This is a genomic window from Clostridium sp. HGF2, assembly GCF_964240115.1.
GTDB classification, from domain to species: Bacteria; Bacillota_I; Bacilli_A; order Erysipelotrichales; family Erysipelotrichaceae; genus Clostridium_AQ; species Clostridium_AQ innocuum.
Window position 1 is genome coordinate 333,893 of sequence record NZ_CAXSSO010000003.1, and the last position, 16,270, is coordinate 350,162.

Below are 16,270 nucleotides of genomic sequence, written 5' to 3' on the forward strand. Positions count from 1 at the left end.
TAAGGAAAAGAGGTAGGGCTATGCTGCTTGGAGTAGGCTGTGATATTGTGGAAATCGCAAGAATAAAACGTGCTATGGAAAAGGAATCGTTTCTGCGTGTGCTGAGTGAACAGGAGCGAAAGCTGTTTGACCGCATTCCAAAAGAACGCCGTGCGGAATGGCTGGCAGGTCGCTTTGCGGCTAAGGAGGCGGTTATCAAAGCGGTGCATAAGGAGAAATCCTATGTCCTTTCCGCTGTTGAAATTCTTGCGGATGCCGCTGGTGCTCCCACATGCTATATCGCAGGTCTTCAGGTAGAGGTATCCATATCTCATGAAAAAGAATATGCCATTGCCTATGCAGCGGCGATGAAGGAGTAGGTGTTTATGTATATATTGCGAAGTCTGTATCTTCTCTGGCTCATTCCAAGAAGCTGGATCGATGCTGTCCTTGTACGGAAAAAACCGTTTGCACAGCGGTATGCATGTATGAAGAAATGGTCGGAAAGGCTGTTGTCGCATTATCGTGTGACACTGGATGTACAATTTCAGGAACAGCTGCCTAAGGATCTGCCGATTTTGTTTGTATGCAATCACCAGAGCGAATTCGATATGCTGCTACAGATGGCTGTCCTTGATCTGCCGTTTACCTTTATCTCCAAAAAAGAAAATGAAAAGGTGCCGTATGTGGCTGCGTGGTCAAAGACACTGGAGGTCATACTATTTGACAGAGAGGATCGCGGAAGTGCCATTCGTATGCTGCGGGAGGCCGCAAGACGGCTCAAGGCGAAGGATAATCTGCTGATTTTCCCGGAGGGAACCAGAAGCAAGGGCGGTGTAATGCATCCCATGCAGGCTGGCTCCATGCAGCCGGCGTTTATGGCAAAGGCTTGCATTGTTCCTATAGTATTAAAAAATTCCTACGACTATATGGATGTGATGAAGCATAAGGGAACGTTTCATATTCATATCCTAAAGCCGCTGTATTATGAAGATTACAAGCCTTTAAAGGCGGAGGGTGTAACTGTACAACTGCAGGAGGAAATGCAGCGGGTTCTGGATGAAGCATAAAGAGAGATAACGGCTGATTCATGCGGCCGTTATTTTTGTTCTATAATCCTATTGGAAGTGACATTTTAAATCCATAAAATAAAGCGTGACAAGCATTGTTTAGATATGCATCAATATCCGAGATAGATCATCCTATTTTTAGAAAAATGTGTTTTTAATGATATGTTTTTATTAGGAAAATGTGCAAAATATAAGTGGATATATTAGGAATACTGTGTCAAGCTAGATTTAACAATGAAAGGACGGTGATTTCCTTGGAACGTAATGCAATTGAAAACTTAATGGAATGGAAGGCTAGTGAAGAACGCAAAGCGATGGTACTAAAGGGTGTCCGGCAAGTTGGAAATAATGTAAAGTTAGAAATAATGTAAAGTAGAAGTTTTAAAGCCTTTATTTATAAGGGAATTGAGCGAAACCACTTTACATTATTTTTTTATATGCAAATACTTCTTTTGTGGAATCAACCACGAAGGAGGTCCTAACTATGGACAAAATTAAAATATCGCATTGTGCTGATGCATTAATTGATATAATGCACAAAAAACATTATAAAGATTCAACTATAAATCAGTACAAAAAATGTTTTACAGATTTTTTGAATTATTCAAAGGAAAGGCATAAAGAATATTTTGAAGAAGTAATTGCCATTGAATATGCAAACTTAGTCACTGGTTTAGAATTAAAAGATCTTGTACATAATTATTTGACGCTGATCATTAACACCTGTTTAATTATGGGCTTTTTTATATCTTTTCCCTTTGATCAGACCATTATCCTCGATGCAGCCGTTTTCGCATAGCTCTCTTAATAGGGTTTGAATTCTTCTCTCCTTCACCTGCAGCAACTGAGAAAGTCAGAAGAGCGATACCATACATCCGGCTGCATCATAGCGATTATCATTTCATATTGCTGAAGTGTTTTCTTCCCGCAGTTTTGCTTCTTCATCCTTTTTTACAAACGTCAACGTTAAAATCGTGCGTCCCGGATTATATGATTCTTCAATAACCGGCTCCATCCATCCCTCCTGATCCCATACAGAGAATAGCTCCGGAACCCCACTGCCTGCACGCTCACCAAACCGATCAGGTTAAACATCTTCATGAATGCTTTGTTTCTTGGATCTGATTCGCCTCCAACTTTCATTTGATATTTTCCAACACAGATCGTACCCGGATTTTCAATAATCAATATATAGTTTTTCTGCTTGATTACAATGCCTCTAGGAACATAAAAATCGGAATTCACCAAACAGTTCGCAAGTACCTCACGCAGTGCTCGATGAACCGGGGTATCATCCACCCGTTCACCACCATTCATTTTAAATGGTACTTTTACATTTAGAATAATTTTGTTGTAGACCCGGAAGTAAAAATCAAAGAGGTTTCCCGTCCATTCGCCTGAAGAGGAGTATAAGCGGTCAGTCCAGCGAATCGTGGGGTCCAGCATTTCACGATAATCCAGAGAATATTCATGATAATGGCGTATGATTCGATATTCGTTGCCGAACATGAGTAAGCCTGCGCCTGTAGGGTGAAACGTTCCATGCTTATCCTTACCTATTGCCCCGATCATACATAAGTAATCTTCATCACTGAGGTCGATCCAGGGATATGACGGCTTGAAAAAGCGATGCCTGTTTCGATATTTGTGAACCGTTTCCAGATTTAAAATCGGAAACCTCTAAGCTTTCCTTAACATCTGAAGTTTGTTCCACCTGATCACGAAGCATAGCTTTCACCTGTTCATCGACCATTGAGGTGGTCGTATTCTGCCTGCTTTTTAGATAAAGCATATCCCCGTAATTCTGAAATATATGTTATGATACATACAAGAAATGCATCCAGAATTTCCATACGATATGCGGTTTATAACCACCGGATTCTCAGGAGGAGCACACATGATAAAAAACAGATATATCAGTAATGTTAAAATTGCAACACCGCCTGCTGCGGACTCCTATCTTGCAAGTTTGCCGGCCGTTCGCTGTCTGAGTAGTATGGGTCAGCTGTCCTTTGATGCACCGGTCACCTTCTTTGTCGGAGAAAACGGTACTGGAAAATCCACTCTTTTGGAAGCAATCGCTGTCTCCTACGGCTTTAACCCGGAAGGAGGCACTAGAAATTTCAACTTTTCAACACAGGATTCCCACTCTTCTTTATATGAACATATTCAGCTGGGGAGAGGCGACTATCCAAAAGACGGTTATTTCTTACGCGCAGAGAGCTTTTACAATCTCGCCTCTAATATCGACGAGCTTGATCAATATCCGGATCGTTCCCGCCATATCATCGACAGCTATGGCGGAGTATCCCTGCACCGGCAGTCTCACGGGGAAAGCTTCCTCTCTCTGATTCACAATCGTTTTGGCGGCAATGGGCTGTATCTGCTCGATGAGCCGGAGGCGGCGCTGTCTCCCTCCCGCATTCTCACACTGATTGCAGAGGTGCATGAACTGGTTCAACAGAACTCTCAATTTATCATAGCCACCCATTCTCCCATGCTTATGGCCTATCCCTATGCAAAGCTTCTGGAATTCTCAGAAGCAGGCATTCAGGAAGTTTCTTATAAGGATACCGAGCACTACCAGCTGACAAGAAGATTTCTTGAACAGCCCGAACGCTATCTTAGCTATCTGCTGGAGGAATGAAGTGAAAAGCGGCAGGAGCTGCCTCCCATAAGCAGGGTCTGCTTCCTCTGTTTCTACAAATTGACATTTTGATCGATATGCCACGGTCAAAATGTCTTTTTTTACACCTTTTTCATCATTTCCATACACAATGTTTACAACCGCTTAACAAACCTCTCTTGGCTACAAGATAAGCTATACTCGTAACAAGGAGGAGCTTATGAAACGTAAAGAAAGAACCCGGATTCTGGTACACTGTTCAAATGAATTCCTCACACAGTGGGCGCAATATTTTGAACAGCAGACGCAGTTTCATGTCATTGAGGAACCGAAAAATGCTTTGACAATGCTTCGTATGAGAGAAAGCGCACAGCATTCCCTCTTTTATCTGGGAGAGGTGCTGGTCAGCGAAACCAGAGTAAAGTGCAGGGATACAATCGGCATTGGACTGATACAGGGAAATGAGCTGGAGAAATCCTATGCTCTGGCAGTGATCGACGCTGCCTGCAATGCAGCGCTTGACGGTGTGGATCAGCTGGAAAAGGCTCTGACTCAGGAGAAACAGAAGCAGGATGCTGCACATGCACGACATGTGGCAGGTATATTGAAAACACGCGTGAACTTTGAAACGATGGATGTGTAAGGAGAACAACATGAACTTTGATATGGTATTTGATATACAGCATGCCTACCGTCAGGTAGTTCATGCCTTCGCCTATCCCGGTGAAATAGTAAGTCTGAGGCAGGAGGCGGACAGGTTGGAGGCTGGGCTGCCATGCCGGGCTACTACCGGTGTACTGCTGTATATGCTGCTGGATGCGGATACCAGCTTTCATGCTGTGGAGGAGGAACAGCTGACAGACAGCATCGCCAGACTGACCTACTGTCAAAGCTGTTCGCTGGAAACCGCAGCACATGTCATTGTGACAGGGAAGCATAGGGACAGACTGTGTGAAATCATGCAGAAGGTTCAGACAGGCACGCTGGAGGATCCGCATCTGGGAGCGACGCTACTTGTGGAATGTGATTCTCTGCAGGAGGGAGACGAGCTGATATTACGAGGTCCCGGCATACCGCACGCACATACGATTGCTTCTCCGCTAAACAGTGACTGGGTGGAGGTCCGCGCTCTTATGAATGAGGAATTCCCTCTGGGCTTCGATATGCTTTTGATCGATGCGGATGCGAACTGTATGGCGCTGCCGAGAACAACACAGGTGGAAAGGGGATAGGACAATGGCATATGTTGCGGTAAAGGGCGGCGAACAGGCAATTGAGGAAAGCCTGCGCCGATTAAAATATGAACGTGTCAAAAAGGGCGCCGGTGTCGGCGTTGATCAGATTGAACAGGGCATGCGGCTTTTGGTGGATCAGGTGATGAGTGAAGGCAGTCTGTACGACCCCTCCCTCGCCGCACTGGCAATCAAGCAGGGAGAGGGCAGTATGGAGGAGGCGGTATTTCTGCTGCGAAGCTATCGTTCCACACTGCCGCGCAGGTACTACTCCCATATTATTGACAGTCGGGAAATGGAGGTCGAACGCAGAATATCCGCAGCCTTTAAGGATATCCCACAGGGACAGCTTCTGGGTACGAGCTATGATTACGTACACCGCCTGCTTGACTTTGATCTGTTGCAGGAGCGTGAGGAGGAGCTGAAGCAGTATGTGGAGGCGTTTCTGAGTGAGGAATGCACCAAAGAGAAAACAGATCTGCGCCTTCCAAGGGTCAGCGACTATCTGCGCAGGGAAGGGCTGCTGCCACCGGTGGAAAATGATAATCGTGCTCCGAAGGATGCCACAAAGCAGATGCTCAGCTTTCCCACGCAGCGCAGTGAGCGTCTGCAGATTCTAAGCAGAGGGATGACGCAGGCGGTAACCGCACTGGGCTATGCTTCCCTGCGCGGCTATGGTGTTGTGCATCCGACAGTGGGGGAGCTGCGTGTGGGGCAGCTGCCAATCAGTGTTCCGGATCCCCTGCAGCCAGAGCATGAGGAGGATTCCTATTATATCGGAGAAATCAAGGTGACAGAGGTAGAGAGTCTGATCCCGGTTACCATAACCGATCCAAATGGGGAAAAGGAGCTGGAATTTAAGGTCGGCTATGGTATCACCATGGGGCAGAACGAAACCAAGGCAATCGCTATGAGTATTCTGGATACATGCCTGGAAAGCGAGGATAAAGGCTTTGCGGTCAATGACGAGGAATTTGTGCTCTACCATATTGATGCGGTGGAGGCAACCGGCTTTATATCGCACTTAAAGCTTCCCCACTATGTCACATTTCAATCGAAATTAAACAGCATGAGAAAAACAAAGAAGGAACAGGCCGATGATGAAAAAGAAATATAATTTTGCCTTCTTCGATGAAGGCAGCAAGCGGGAAATCCGCAGAGCCTCACTGAAGGCCATCTGTATACCCGGATATCAGGTGCCCTTTGCGTCCCGGGAGCTGCCGATTGCCAGAGGCTGGGGAACCGGCGGGCTTCAGCTGAGTCTTTCGCTGGTCGGTCCAAGGGATATTGTTAAGGTGATTGATCAGGGCAGTGATGAAAGCGTCAATGCCATCAGTATCAAAAATCTGATCAGGGCCACCACGGAAGTAGAGCTGACCACGCATACGGCTCTTGCCACCCTCATACAGTCGCGTCACCGTATACCGGAGGTACCTCTTAAAAAAGACCAGATTCTGATTTTACAGGTACCAACACCGGAACCGCTGCGGGAATACGAGCCAAGCGAGCGTGCAACCAGACGACTGCATGCCGAAAAGGAATATACCGGGGCCTGGCTGCTGCTTTTTGAACAGATTATGAAATATGGAAGAGTAACCATGGGTGCCGATCATCCGGTACTCGTAAACGACCGCTATGTGACAGCTCCCTCTCCCATCCCCCGCTTTGACAATCCGAAAATGATGAGAAGCGAGGCGCTGATTCTTCTGGGAGCCGGACGGGAAAAGAAAATCTATGCGATTCCACCCTATACGAAGGTCGTATCGCTGGACTTTGATGATCATCCCTTCGAGACCGAAGATTTTCAGGGGAAATGCTGCCGGCTGTGCGGGGCATCTCATGTCTATCTGGATGAAATCATCGATGAAACAAATGGCAGTGTCAGCTACCAGTGCAATGATACCAGCCAGTGTCTGGAACGCCTGAATGCGAAAGGAAGGGAAGCATAATGGACTACAACGATGTACCGCTGATGCGTGTATCACATCTCAACAAACGCTTTGGTGAGGGCTGTCCCCATTGCCGCAGCCATTCAGTAAAGCTGCAGGGAAACTATTGCCCGAAATGCGGAACCGTATATGCCTGCCGGGATATCAGCTTTGATGTATATGACGGGGAGATTCTTGGCGTGGTGGGAGAAAGCGGCAGCGGCAAGTCCACCATGATGCAGTGCCTGTACTTTGACCAGGAGGTGACAGGGGGCAGCTGTACAATCCGTACCTATAAAAACGGAGCTGCCAACATCTTTGAGCTGACTGCCCAGCAGCAGCGCTATATCCGCAATCACGTACTTGGCATGGTATATCAAAATCCCTATCTCGGATTGAAAATGAATTTTTCCAGCATGGGAAACATCGCTGAAAAGCTGATCGCGGCAGGAAAGCGCAATGTGAAGGCTATGAGTGAACGCGGTGAGGAGCTGCTAAACGCTGTGAAAATTCCGGTGCACCGCATGAAGGAGGAGCCGAGGAAATTTTCCGGCGGCATGCAGCAGCGTGTTCAGATTGCCAAGGCTCTCAGCAACAATCCGCCGATTCTTCTGCTGGACGAGGTCACAACCGGACTGGATCTATCGGTGCAGGCAAATGTATTAGACCTGATTAAGAAAATACAGCGGGAGCTGGGGGTATCCATGCTTGTGGTATCGCATGATCTGGGGGTGATTCGCATGCTGGCGGATCGAACGATTGTTATGCTGGATGGGGAAATCATTGAACAGGGACTGACCGATCAGGTCATGGAGGATCCGCAGCACCCTTATACCCAGCAGCTTGTATATTCATTATTATAAGGAGAACATCATGATTGCAATCATAAATGGAAACATCGTACAGGAGCATGGTATATTAAAGGATCACGCTCTGCTGATTGAACAGGAGCGTATCTATGATATCGTTCCACAAGCAAAGCTTTCCTCTATGCGCATTGATGAGGTGTACAACGCCTATGGGGGATACATCACACCGGGCTTCATCGATATGCATTCGGATCATATCGAGGCCATGGCGGCACCGCGCCCCAGCAGCATCATGGATATGGAGCTGGCTGTATATGAATTCGAAAAGGAATGCTGTACCCATGGCATCACCACCATGTTTCACTCCGTTAGTATCTGGGAGGGAGTCGGAGCTTCCCCCATGCGACGTCCCGAGCTCGTCAGGCAGCTGGCGGATATCATAGAAAAAAGCCACACGCAGCTGCATCTGATTCATCACCGCTTTCACATGCGCTTTGAAATCGACAATCAGAAGCAGTTTCCACTGATGCTGGACTATCTGCGTCAAAAGCGTGTTCACCTCATTTCCTTCATGGATCATACACCGGGACAGGGGCAGTACCGTAATATCGAGGTATACAAAAGCTATGTCCGCAATGCCCGAAGCATGAGTGAGGAGGAGGTTGCGGAAGAGGTGGCGCGCCGCATGAACAGCGACAAGCTGACACTGGAGAATATGCAAACGGCTGCCAGATTGGCAAAGGCGCAGGGCATCTCGATCGCCTCACATGATGATGATACGATTGAAAAGCTGGATGTGGTGCAGAAGTTCGGGGCAACCATATCGGAATTTCCTATCACGCTGGAGGTAGCCAGGGAAGCAAAGAAACGCGGTATGTACACGGTTGTCGGCGCACCGAATATTCTGCTGGGCGGCAGTCATTCCGGCAATATGAATGCGGCGGACGCTATCGCACAGGATGCAGCGGATATCTTATGCAGTGATTATTATCCGGCAAGCCTTCTGCATGCAGTATTTCTGATGACTAAGAAGGGACAGCGTCTGGAAGAGATGGTGAATAAGGTGACCATACACCCTGCACGGGCTACCGGCATTGATCGGGACTACGGTTCCATTGAAAAAGGTAAAAAGGCCGACCTGCTGATTATCCGTATCCTGCCCAACGAGCTGCCGGCAATCACCGAGGTCTTTGTGGACGGTATGTGCATCGCACAGAACCATTACCGGGTATAGCCATGCTGAGCAGAGAAGTAACCATCGAACAGGATGTAGAGCTAAACCAGGTAAGCTTTTCTATATATAATAAGGTAGGCGCACACAGTGTCATTGAAAACAGTTCCTTTGGCAGGTATTCCTATTGCGAGCCGTATGCGATGATACAAAACACGATCATTCACAGCTTTGTGGATATCGCAAGAAATGTACGCATCGGAGCAACCCAGCATCCCCTGCAACGCCCTACGACTCATCATATCACCTACCGGCGCAGAATGTACGGTGTTCGGGATACGGATGATGAAGCCTTTTTCGAGCAGCGCAGAAGCAAGCTGACAGAAATCGGACATGATGTATGGATCGGGCATGGCGCCTTGATCGAGGCAGGCGTGAAGGTCGGTGATGGAGCCGTAATTGGCAGTGGTGCCATTGTGACACACGATGTTCCACCCTATGCAATCGTTGCAGGGGTCCCCGCAAAAATTCTTCGTTTTCGCTTTGACTGCGAGCAGATTGCCGCCCTTTTGGATATCGCCTGGTGGAACTGGGAGGATGTAGTATTCCGCAGTCGAATTGATGATTTTTCATTGGACATTGACATATTTATCCGTAAATACAGGAAAGGGTGAACCATATGCAGCAACAGGATTTACTGGTTATCGAGAATCTGGAAAAAAGCTTTACCATGCATGTCAGCAGGCGTGAAATTCATGCCTGCAGGGGAATCAGTCTGCATCTTGCGAAGGGGGAATTTATCGGAATCACAGGGAAGAGCGGCAGTGGGAAATCGACGATCTTGAAGGGGATTTACCGAACCAATCTGCCGCAGAAGGGAAGGATATTGTATGATAGTGAAAAATTCGGGATGCTAGACCTCTGTCAGGCAAGTGAGCGGCAGATGATTTATCTACGCAAACAGGAAATCGGCTATGTTTCCCAGTTTCTGCGCATTATGCCGCGAACGACTGCACGGCAGATTATTGAACAGGCGGTTTTGGAAATGGGGGCGGATGAAGATACCGCCCGTCGCAGGGCACAGCATATGCTGGAGCATTTCGAGCTGGAGCCGGCCCTCTGGGATATGTATCCCAATACCTTTTCCGGAGGAGAAAAGCTGCGGCTGAACATTGCGGCTGCCATGGTAAAGAAGCCGCGTTTACTGCTGCTGGATGAGCCGACCGCCAGTCTGGATCATACCAGCAAGCAGAAGGTCCGTGATCTGATTGAGCAGCTGAAGCTGGAGGGAACGACCATGCTCGGTATCTTTCATGATCTGGAATTCATGGAGGGGCTGTGTGATCGGGAGTACAATATGCAAAAGGGAATGATGGCATGAACCGTATTGATCTTCACATACACAGCGTTTGCAGTGACTCTTCACTGACGGTGGCACAGATTCTCAGCCTTGCTAAAGAAAGCCGGATGCAGATGATATCCATAACGGATCATGATACCTTTGCGGCATACCGTCACATCCCGTACGATCTGCTGCCCTGTACGCTCATCAAGGGGATCGAGATCAGTGCCTTTGATGAGGTTGCACAACGGCAGGTGCATATTCTCGGCTATGGCTTCGGAGAAGACACCTCGCATGTGGATGCCCTGTGTGAAGCGACTCTGCGTCAGAGAAGAGCGATTTCCCTATGGCAGGTGCAGCAGCTGATTGATCACGGCTATCAGATTAGCCTGAAGGAAGTGGAATGCATTGCACAGCAATCCACAGCTATCTACAAGCAGCACATCATGGACATCATGATACGACACGGCTACAGTGATACCATATATTCCGATGTCTATCGAAAACTGTTCAAAAACAACGGAATCTGTGTATGTCCTGCCTCCTTTGTTTCAGTAGAAGCGGCGATACGGGCCATTCATAAGGATCAGGGAATCGCCGTGCTTGCACATCCCTATATCTCACGCGTCACAGGATCGATCCCCGAATATGTCCGGATCGGACTGGATGGTATTGAAACCTGGCACAGCTCACACGGACAAAAGCAGGTGGATGACTTGCATGCCATCGCAAAAAGGTATAAGCTGATAGAAACAGGGGGCAGCGATACCCATGGACGCTATGGCGAGGAACCGGTGCTTGGGCAGGTGAACCCCTTTATGAAGAATGAGGATGTGAGTGTATGCAGCAGGATGTAATAGAATTTGCGATAGAGCTGGTAAGAGATTGCGGGGCACAGCTGCGCCGCGTATCCGAAGTGACACCGGAATATAAAACGGATTTTCAGGATCTGGTAACGGAATACGACCGCAGCATAGAGGAACAGATTCGCAATGCTCTCAATGTAAAATTTCCGACACACAGCTTTCTGGGAGAGGAAAGTGTCAGGGAACGCGGAGATCATCTATGGATTTTGGATCCGATCGACGGAACAACGAATTTTGTAAGCCGGCACCGGGATTTCGCAATATCGCTGGCCTATTATCATAAGCAGCAGCCCGTCTTCGGCATCGTATATGATGTCATGCGGGATGAGCTGTTCCTTGGAGTTCATGGCAAAGGAGCATGGAAAAACGGGGAGAGGATGGCACAGCTGCGCAAAAAAGAAGCGAGGGAATGTATTCTGGATGCCGGCCTGCACGTTCTGGGTTATATAAAAAGAACCTATGGCAGTGATCCGTTAACCATGCAGGATGAATTCCGTGCCCATCGCTATCTGGGCTGTGCATCCCTGAGTATCGTACAGATTGCACAGGGATTGAGTGATCTGTATCTGTCTGCCCATGTGAAATGCTGGGACTATGCGGCTGCGGCAATCATACTGGAGGAGGTGCAGGGAGCCTACAGCATTCAGAATACCTTCTTTACAACCACAGGCACATTTGCTATGTTCGCAAACCGAAGATCACTGATCACCATGGTGGAAAAGGAATATTTGTAATATGTATTAGAAAAAGGCCGGTGATATTGATTCAGCATAGAATAAGAAAAATCTGTATCAGATAATTGATCAGAATCAAGTTTTGCGGATTCTCTTTCTTATAAATGCTATTTTTCATGTAACATTCAAGTTTATAGTAAGCAGGCTGTTTTTTTCCTGCTTTTATTTTACGAAAGCACACGATAGAGAAAAAGCGTGATTTATGATATAGCCAAGGAATTGTTATGCAGGCATACCTTGAATCAGCCGGTGAACTATACGATAAGCGTTTGGTTTGAACGCCAGCCTTTAAACCTTTCTCAGCAAAGTCGAAAATAGCTGATTGCTTCAGCGTATATAAAAAACAAGAAGTGAACGATACTTCCTGTTTTCTTATGATTGTATCAGATATAGCGTTGAATACCATAGATGATTTCAATATCAAATGGATACATAGAGCGTATTATCTTAAATTACTTTGTTTTATAGAAAAACGGTATATAAAAATGTGGATTTCTGCCCGATAGCGGGTAAATTAAAAAAAGAGAATTCAACATGACTGTAGTTCAATAGGAATTGAATCCTCTCTTTTAAACACTTTAAGGTAAGAATGAACCAAATGCGAATACTCGTATTTTCATATATAGAAGGCTGTCAGCTGTCATGCTCAGTCTTATAAGCTTTTTTATATCTTCTTTCCAGTTCTTCATGTAATTCCTGCTGCGAATAATCCACATAGAGCATGATCCTTTTCTCCACCTGCTTCTGATAATCCGTTGGCTTGCTTTTAAATTTATCCACGATATATTCTATTTTATTCCAGGTGTGAGGATACGTGCTGCGCATATAGCGAAAGCATTCCGGCTGTGTCTGATAGAGCTTTGCGGCATTCCAGCAGATAACACTCTGACTTACTTCATCATCAATTTCCAATTCTTCAAGAGGGTACAAACCAATCTCCTTCAACGGTTTTGGCACCTGCTCATCCTGCTGATAAAAGTAGGATTCCCAGCTGGTATAGCCGCGCTTTACGGCGATCTCATATGGCGTGTCTTTTAAATAGTTATTTTTGTCTGTCAGCCTGACAAGCTCATAAAAGTGCGGTGCCAGCCATTCACAGCGCCTTGTGGACATATAACCCGACAAAATGACGATATTGCATGCCAGTAATTCCTTTGCATCCTCAAAAATCATAACAGAGGAAAGCTGTGACAAATAGGGCGCAAAGTGTGCAGAAAAGGAATCTTCATCCTGTAACAGTACATCAAGCTCCAGAAGAAGGGTTGTAAACTCCATATTTTGAATAACAGCTATAAGGTCATCTCCTACAGTGGAGGAATAAAAGGGCAGTATAAGATTCCGTGCCGTCTTGTATTTATGTACTTCTTTTAAGGAAGATGCATACGATAAGACGATTTCATCCTTTCTGGTATCCGTTGGATAAACGGTTTTAAAAACCCTTACTGCTTCTTTGTACTTTTCACTGGAATGACAGGCGATGGCATAGTATCTCATCATCAGAGGGTGCGCCTTATTCTTTTTGATATATGGCTTCCATAATGAAATGGCCTTCTGCATATCCCCTAGGTATAGGAAAAGGATACCCTTTAAAATGACAGCGGGCTCATTGCTTGAAGAAAACTCATTCAGTTTATGAATAGCCTTCATATAGTTTTCTGCTTCTATGAATTCCTTAACGGAATCCAGCCTGCGTTCATCTTTTGTGTGAAACAGACTGTAAATCTCATTCAAATCTATACGGTTAAAATCGTATGTATCCTGTGGCATAATATGCTCCTATATTTCGACATTAAAATTATACATTCTTTTTAATTATAAGGGAATAAAGGGAGATGATTTTCCAATAAAAATTGTAAATAATTTACAAAAATGCAACAGATGTACCCTGCTTGATTCCTGTTGATCATAATGAAGCAGGCAGTTAGATTACACAAAAAAGAAAAGAATGGCAGAAAGAGATACATATTCTGTTTGATTTTGTTATAATAATGAAAAACCTGACGCTTGTATCGGGATCAGCACGGTAAGAAAAGGCTTGGGTAAGGGAAATAAGTCTGTGGCTTATAGGATATGTAATCGTTATTACATAGGAAACACATTCAGGCGACTTTTAAAAGCGTAAGGAGAGTTCGGTATGATCATTAGAAAAGCGGTTAAACAGGATCTGCCTCAGCTGCAGGTTATGTATGAAGCTATTATTGCACATATGTATGCACAGCAAATCTGTATATGGGATGCGGTGTATCCCTGCATTTGTTTTCCGGAGGATATTAAACAGGAGCGTATGTATGTCCTGCAGAAGGATGCCCGGATACTGGCTGCGTTTGCATTATGCGAGCATAATAAGGGGGAACAGCACGTCGACTGGCATCTATCAGGACAGAAAGCCCTGTATCTTGACCGCCTTGGTGTGCATGTGGATGCGATGGGAAAGGGTGTTGGCAGAGCAGCGATACGGGAAGCAATGCGTTGTGCAAAGGAACGGCAGGCAGATGTTTTACGGCTGTTTGCGGTGGACAGCAATACACCGGCCATCCGGCTGTATGAGAAAAACGGGTTTATTCAGGCGAAGGGCATCTATCATGAGGTTATTGATGATACTTTGACACTGCATGAATTGGGCTTTGAAAAAGTCATAACAGAAAAAGAACTGCTGGGATAACGTGATTTGAAACCAGCAGCTTAAGAAAGGAGGAAATGTATGAGCGAGCTTTTGCGATTTAAAACACGGGAAGCATTCAGAGAATGGCTGAGCGAAAACTGCCGGCGCAGGGAAGGGGTGTGGCTGGAATTTGGCAAAACAAAGGAGGTGGAAACACTGTCCGCAAACGATGCTTTACTGGAGGCACTTTGCTTTGGCTGGATTGACGGCGTGATGAAGAAGATGGATGATACATCCTACAAGAAGTATTTTGCGCCGCGAAGAGCTGGCAGCAAATGGTCACAGAAAAACAAGGCGCTGGTTCAGGAGCTGGAAGTATGCGGTGCCATGACGGAATACGGACGCAGGAAAATAGAAGAGGCGAAAAAGAACGGACAGTGGGACAACGCCGCTTCTCCTTCTGCAATCAGCGAGGAACAGATTGCGGCAGTTGCTGCCTTGTTAAAGGAAAATGCACAGGCTTATACTAATTTTCAGAAGATGCCGGCATCGGTGAAAAAGACATATACACGTGCTTATCTTGATGCAAAGACAGAAGCGGGCCGCAGCCGGCGTCTTGCATGGATGATGGATCGGCTGGAAAAAAACTTAAAGCCAATGTGAGCTTGGAGAAAGCAAAGAAGGAGATTTTATGGAGCTGAAAAAACTGGACGGAAGCTTTTCCGTATGCAAGGTGGTGGATTATTCCATGGTGAATTTGAACAGCACCTATTGCTTTATAGGAAAAACAGATGAGGAAAATTCACTTGTCTGTTTACAGGAGGAGGTACCGGAAAATACCATCGAGCGTGAAGATCACTGGAAGGCATTTCGCATACAGGGAATTCTGGTTTTCTCCCTGATCGGCATTCTGTCCGAGATTTCAACGCTGCTTGCGAAAAACAGCATCGGCATCTTTGCCATATCTACGTACAACACCGATTATATCCTGATGAAGGAGGAGCAGTTTGAGAATGCAGTGAGGATACTTGCAGAAGCAGGCTATCGTATCCTGTGATGAAATCATACCGTAGGAAAGAAAACGCCGCAAAGATTTCGATCAGATTTAGGATAAAGCGATCGTAAAAAAGCCTTGCCGAATCTAACGACAGGGTTTTTTTATAAGAATCACAGCAAAATTCAGAAATGCAACGCAGCGTTGCGCAAGTGCATGCGAAAAGCTATGGAAGATAACATGGAGATTTGGTATGATGTACCTGTGTTTGAGTGAGGAGGCAGATTTATGAATTTAGGAGAAAAGCTGTTGAAGCTGCGAAAGGAAAAGGGACTATCACAGGAGGCGCTGGCAGAGCAGATCAAAATGACCAGGCAGGCAATCAGCAAATGCACCGAAGGCGCGCAGAGCGGGAGAATAATTAGGGCTATCCGGAAACGGAAAAGCTGTTGCAGCTGTCAAATATATTCGGAATGTCCGTGGATTATCTGTTAAAGGATGATACGTGTAAAGAGGGTACTGAGGAGAAGGGGTATTATGTAAGCAAAGAGATGGCGCAGGGGTTTCTGATGAAGGAAAGCAGGATAAGCAGAAGCGTAGCAGTGGGATTTATGTTCTGGGCACTGGCCGGCATTCCATTCTGTATGTTTCCGAATCATTCCTCATGGCGTCTGCTTGGTATGGGGGTGTTTATTTAAAAAGCAGGCAGAATACGCCCACCTCAGTGGTCGATGAACAGGTGGGGGATGAATGCAGCCATATTACTTTTCATCCTTGTTTTCTTTCTATTTTTCACGAAATTTTCCTTAAGTTTCTCTCACGTCCGTGGAATAATGATGTCAACAAAAGGAGGGTTTCCAATATGAAATCATATCGTACATATTCTAGTATCCTATCTGCTAATCACCCGCAAAACC

At 46.1% G+C, this 16,270-nt stretch carries 21 protein-coding genes; 19 read left to right on the plus strand and 2 right to left on the minus strand.

What is annotated here, in order from left to right:
• Positions 1 to 20 precede the first annotated feature (20 nt).
• The 3 genes from acpS to ACESPQ_RS08090 all read left to right on the plus strand — a co-directional run bounded on the left by acpS (position 21) and on the right by ACESPQ_RS08090 (position 1,848).
• Positions 21 to 359 carry a holo-ACP synthase gene (gene acpS, locus ACESPQ_RS08080; RefSeq protein WP_008817867.1) on the plus strand — a complete coding sequence of 113 codons (339 nt, stop codon included), beginning with the start codon at positions 21 to 23 and terminating at the stop codon, positions 357 to 359.
• Positions 360 to 365: 6 nt separating this feature from the next.
• The gene (locus ACESPQ_RS08085; protein WP_002609702.1) at positions 366 to 1,049 is read left to right on the plus strand and encodes a lysophospholipid acyltransferase family protein; all 684 of its coding nucleotides are present in this window, start codon (positions 366 to 368) and stop codon (positions 1,047 to 1,049) included.
• 484 nt (positions 1,050 to 1,533) lie between these two features.
• Positions 1,534 to 1,848, plus strand: a complete 315-nt coding sequence (locus tag ACESPQ_RS08090) for a hypothetical protein (protein ID WP_257328298.1) — start codon at positions 1,534 to 1,536, stop codon at positions 1,846 to 1,848.
• Positions 1,849 to 2,015: 167 nt separating this feature from the next.
• Here ACESPQ_RS08090 and ACESPQ_RS08095 read toward each other — a convergent pair whose 3' ends face one another.
• On the minus strand, positions 2,016 to 2,621 hold the full coding sequence (locus tag ACESPQ_RS08095) for a hypothetical protein (protein ID WP_257376561.1): 606 nt from the start codon (positions 2,619 to 2,621) through the stop codon (positions 2,016 to 2,018).
• 325 nt (positions 2,622 to 2,946) lie between these two features.
• Here ACESPQ_RS08095 and ACESPQ_RS08100 point away from each other — a divergent pair, with 325 nt between their 5' ends.
• The 11 genes from ACESPQ_RS08100 (at position 2,947) to ACESPQ_RS08150 (ending at position 11,757) form a co-directional block, all read left to right on the plus strand.
• Complete coding sequence (locus ACESPQ_RS08100) at positions 2,947 to 3,696, plus strand: AAA family ATPase (protein ID WP_118003039.1); 750 nt, start codon at positions 2,947 to 2,949, stop codon at positions 3,694 to 3,696.
• A 199-nt stretch (positions 3,697 to 3,895) separates the two neighbouring features.
• Complete coding sequence (phnG, locus tag ACESPQ_RS08105; RefSeq protein WP_009270830.1) at positions 3,896 to 4,318, plus strand: phosphonate C-P lyase system protein PhnG; 423 nt, start codon at positions 3,896 to 3,898, stop codon at positions 4,316 to 4,318.
• A 10-nt stretch (positions 4,319 to 4,328) separates the two neighbouring features.
• Positions 4,329 to 4,907 carry a phosphonate C-P lyase system protein PhnH gene (phnH, locus tag ACESPQ_RS08110; RefSeq protein ID WP_257334631.1) on the plus strand — a complete coding sequence of 193 codons (579 nt, stop codon included), beginning with the start codon at positions 4,329 to 4,331 and terminating at the stop codon, positions 4,905 to 4,907.
• 4 nt (positions 4,908 to 4,911) lie between these two features.
• Positions 4,912 to 6,024, plus strand: coding sequence for a carbon-phosphorus lyase complex subunit PhnI (locus tag ACESPQ_RS08115; RefSeq protein WP_109770887.1), 1,113 nt, complete (start codon positions 4,912 to 4,914; stop codon positions 6,022 to 6,024).
• Positions 6,008 to 6,856 (plus strand): alpha-D-ribose 1-methylphosphonate 5-phosphate C-P-lyase PhnJ, encoded by an 849-nt coding sequence (locus ACESPQ_RS08120; RefSeq protein ID WP_109770893.1) that lies wholly within the window; start codon positions 6,008 to 6,010, stop codon positions 6,854 to 6,856. The genes ACESPQ_RS08115 and ACESPQ_RS08120 overlap by 17 nt, the downstream gene beginning before the upstream one ends.
• Complete coding sequence (locus tag ACESPQ_RS08125; RefSeq protein ID WP_008728556.1) at positions 6,856 to 7,698, plus strand: ATP-binding cassette domain-containing protein; 843 nt, start codon at positions 6,856 to 6,858, stop codon at positions 7,696 to 7,698. The genes ACESPQ_RS08120 and ACESPQ_RS08125 overlap by 1 nt, the downstream gene beginning before the upstream one ends.
• Positions 7,699 to 7,708: 10 nt before the next feature.
• Positions 7,709 to 8,878 (plus strand): phosphonate metabolism protein PhnM, encoded by a 1,170-nt coding sequence (phnM, locus tag ACESPQ_RS08130; protein ID WP_118003037.1) that lies wholly within the window; start codon positions 7,709 to 7,711, stop codon positions 8,876 to 8,878.
• A complete protein-coding gene (locus ACESPQ_RS08135; protein WP_373144240.1) occupies positions 8,848 to 9,489 on the plus strand; it encodes a chloramphenicol acetyltransferase in 642 nt (213 codons plus the stop codon). Before phnM ends, ACESPQ_RS08135 begins: the two co-directional genes overlap by 31 nt.
• Before the next feature lie 5 nt (positions 9,490 to 9,494).
• A complete protein-coding gene (locus ACESPQ_RS08140; protein WP_002609724.1) occupies positions 9,495 to 10,196 on the plus strand; it encodes a phosphonate C-P lyase system protein PhnL in 702 nt (233 codons plus the stop codon).
• Positions 10,193 to 11,014, plus strand: a complete 822-nt coding sequence (locus ACESPQ_RS08145) for a PHP domain-containing protein (protein ID WP_002609726.1) — start codon at positions 10,193 to 10,195, stop codon at positions 11,012 to 11,014. The genes ACESPQ_RS08140 and ACESPQ_RS08145 overlap by 4 nt, the downstream gene beginning before the upstream one ends.
• The gene (locus ACESPQ_RS08150) at positions 10,999 to 11,757 is read left to right on the plus strand and encodes an inositol monophosphatase family protein (protein WP_109770888.1); all 759 of its coding nucleotides are present in this window, start codon (positions 10,999 to 11,001) and stop codon (positions 11,755 to 11,757) included. Before ACESPQ_RS08145 ends, ACESPQ_RS08150 begins: the two co-directional genes overlap by 16 nt.
• Before the next feature lie 633 nt (positions 11,758 to 12,390).
• Here ACESPQ_RS08150 and ACESPQ_RS08155 read toward each other — a convergent pair.
• Positions 12,391 to 13,524 (minus strand): tetratricopeptide repeat protein, encoded by a 1,134-nt coding sequence (locus ACESPQ_RS08155; RefSeq protein ID WP_109770890.1) that lies wholly within the window; start codon positions 13,522 to 13,524, stop codon positions 12,391 to 12,393.
• Positions 13,525 to 13,891: 367 nt separating this feature from the next.
• On the opposite strand from ACESPQ_RS08155, the gene ACESPQ_RS08160 reads away from it, so the two are divergent.
• The 5 genes from ACESPQ_RS08160 to ACESPQ_RS08180 all read left to right on the plus strand — a co-directional run bounded on the left by ACESPQ_RS08160 (position 13,892) and on the right by ACESPQ_RS08180 (position 16,051).
• Positions 13,892 to 14,419 carry a GNAT family N-acetyltransferase gene (locus ACESPQ_RS08160; protein ID WP_002609732.1) on the plus strand — a complete coding sequence of 176 codons (528 nt, stop codon included), beginning with the start codon at positions 13,892 to 13,894 and terminating at the stop codon, positions 14,417 to 14,419.
• Positions 14,420 to 14,458: 39 nt separating this feature from the next.
• Positions 14,459 to 15,022: a YdeI/OmpD-associated family protein gene (locus ACESPQ_RS08165; RefSeq protein WP_257379357.1), complete on the plus strand. Its 564-nt coding sequence runs from the start codon at positions 14,459 to 14,461 to the stop codon at positions 15,020 to 15,022.
• Positions 15,023 to 15,050: 28 nt separating this feature from the next.
• On the plus strand, positions 15,051 to 15,416 hold the full coding sequence (locus ACESPQ_RS08170; protein WP_257379358.1) for an ACT domain-containing protein: 366 nt from the start codon (positions 15,051 to 15,053) through the stop codon (positions 15,414 to 15,416).
• A gap of 225 nt (positions 15,417 to 15,641) precedes the next feature.
• Positions 15,642 to 15,848, plus strand: coding sequence for a helix-turn-helix domain-containing protein (locus ACESPQ_RS08175; RefSeq protein WP_257379359.1), 207 nt, complete (start codon positions 15,642 to 15,644; stop codon positions 15,846 to 15,848).
• Complete coding sequence (locus ACESPQ_RS08180) at positions 15,833 to 16,051, plus strand: hypothetical protein (RefSeq protein ID WP_038274627.1); 219 nt, start codon at positions 15,833 to 15,835, stop codon at positions 16,049 to 16,051. The genes ACESPQ_RS08175 and ACESPQ_RS08180 overlap by 16 nt, the downstream gene beginning before the upstream one ends.
• Positions 16,052 to 16,270: the final 219 nt, after the last annotated feature.

Coding starts and splice junctions, on each gene's coding strand:
- acpS (WP_008817867.1), top strand. CDS start 21: ATGCTGCTTGGAGTAGGCTGTGATATTGTGGAAATCGCAAGAATAAAA.
- ACESPQ_RS08085 (WP_002609702.1), top strand. CDS start 366: ATGTATATATTGCGAAGTCTGTATCTTCTCTGGCTCATTCCAAGAAGC.
- ACESPQ_RS08090 (WP_257328298.1), top strand. CDS start 1,534: ATGGACAAAATTAAAATATCGCATTGTGCTGATGCATTAATTGATATA.
- ACESPQ_RS08095 (WP_257376561.1), bottom strand. CDS start 2,621: ATGATCGGGGCAATAGGTAAGGATAAGCATGGAACGTTTCACCCTACA.
- ACESPQ_RS08100 (WP_118003039.1), top strand. CDS start 2,947: ATGATAAAAAACAGATATATCAGTAATGTTAAAATTGCAACACCGCCT.
- phnG (WP_009270830.1), top strand. CDS start 3,896: ATGAAACGTAAAGAAAGAACCCGGATTCTGGTACACTGTTCAAATGAA.
- phnH (WP_257334631.1), top strand. CDS start 4,329: ATGAACTTTGATATGGTATTTGATATACAGCATGCCTACCGTCAGGTA.
- ACESPQ_RS08115 (WP_109770887.1), top strand. CDS start 4,912: ATGGCATATGTTGCGGTAAAGGGCGGCGAACAGGCAATTGAGGAAAGC.
- ACESPQ_RS08120 (WP_109770893.1), top strand. CDS start 6,008: ATGAAAAAGAAATATAATTTTGCCTTCTTCGATGAAGGCAGCAAGCGG.
- ACESPQ_RS08125 (WP_008728556.1), top strand. CDS start 6,856: ATGGACTACAACGATGTACCGCTGATGCGTGTATCACATCTCAACAAA.
- phnM (WP_118003037.1), top strand. CDS start 7,709: ATGATTGCAATCATAAATGGAAACATCGTACAGGAGCATGGTATATTA.
- ACESPQ_RS08140 (WP_002609724.1), top strand. CDS start 9,495: ATGCAGCAACAGGATTTACTGGTTATCGAGAATCTGGAAAAAAGCTTT.
- ACESPQ_RS08145 (WP_002609726.1), top strand. CDS start 10,193: ATGAACCGTATTGATCTTCACATACACAGCGTTTGCAGTGACTCTTCA.
- ACESPQ_RS08150 (WP_109770888.1), top strand. CDS start 10,999: ATGCAGCAGGATGTAATAGAATTTGCGATAGAGCTGGTAAGAGATTGC.
- ACESPQ_RS08155 (WP_109770890.1), bottom strand. CDS start 13,524: ATGCCACAGGATACATACGATTTTAACCGTATAGATTTGAATGAGATT.
- ACESPQ_RS08160 (WP_002609732.1), top strand. CDS start 13,892: ATGATCATTAGAAAAGCGGTTAAACAGGATCTGCCTCAGCTGCAGGTT.
- ACESPQ_RS08165 (WP_257379357.1), top strand. CDS start 14,459: ATGAGCGAGCTTTTGCGATTTAAAACACGGGAAGCATTCAGAGAATGG.
- ACESPQ_RS08170 (WP_257379358.1), top strand. CDS start 15,051: ATGGAGCTGAAAAAACTGGACGGAAGCTTTTCCGTATGCAAGGTGGTG.
- ACESPQ_RS08175 (WP_257379359.1), top strand. CDS start 15,642: ATGAATTTAGGAGAAAAGCTGTTGAAGCTGCGAAAGGAAAAGGGACTA.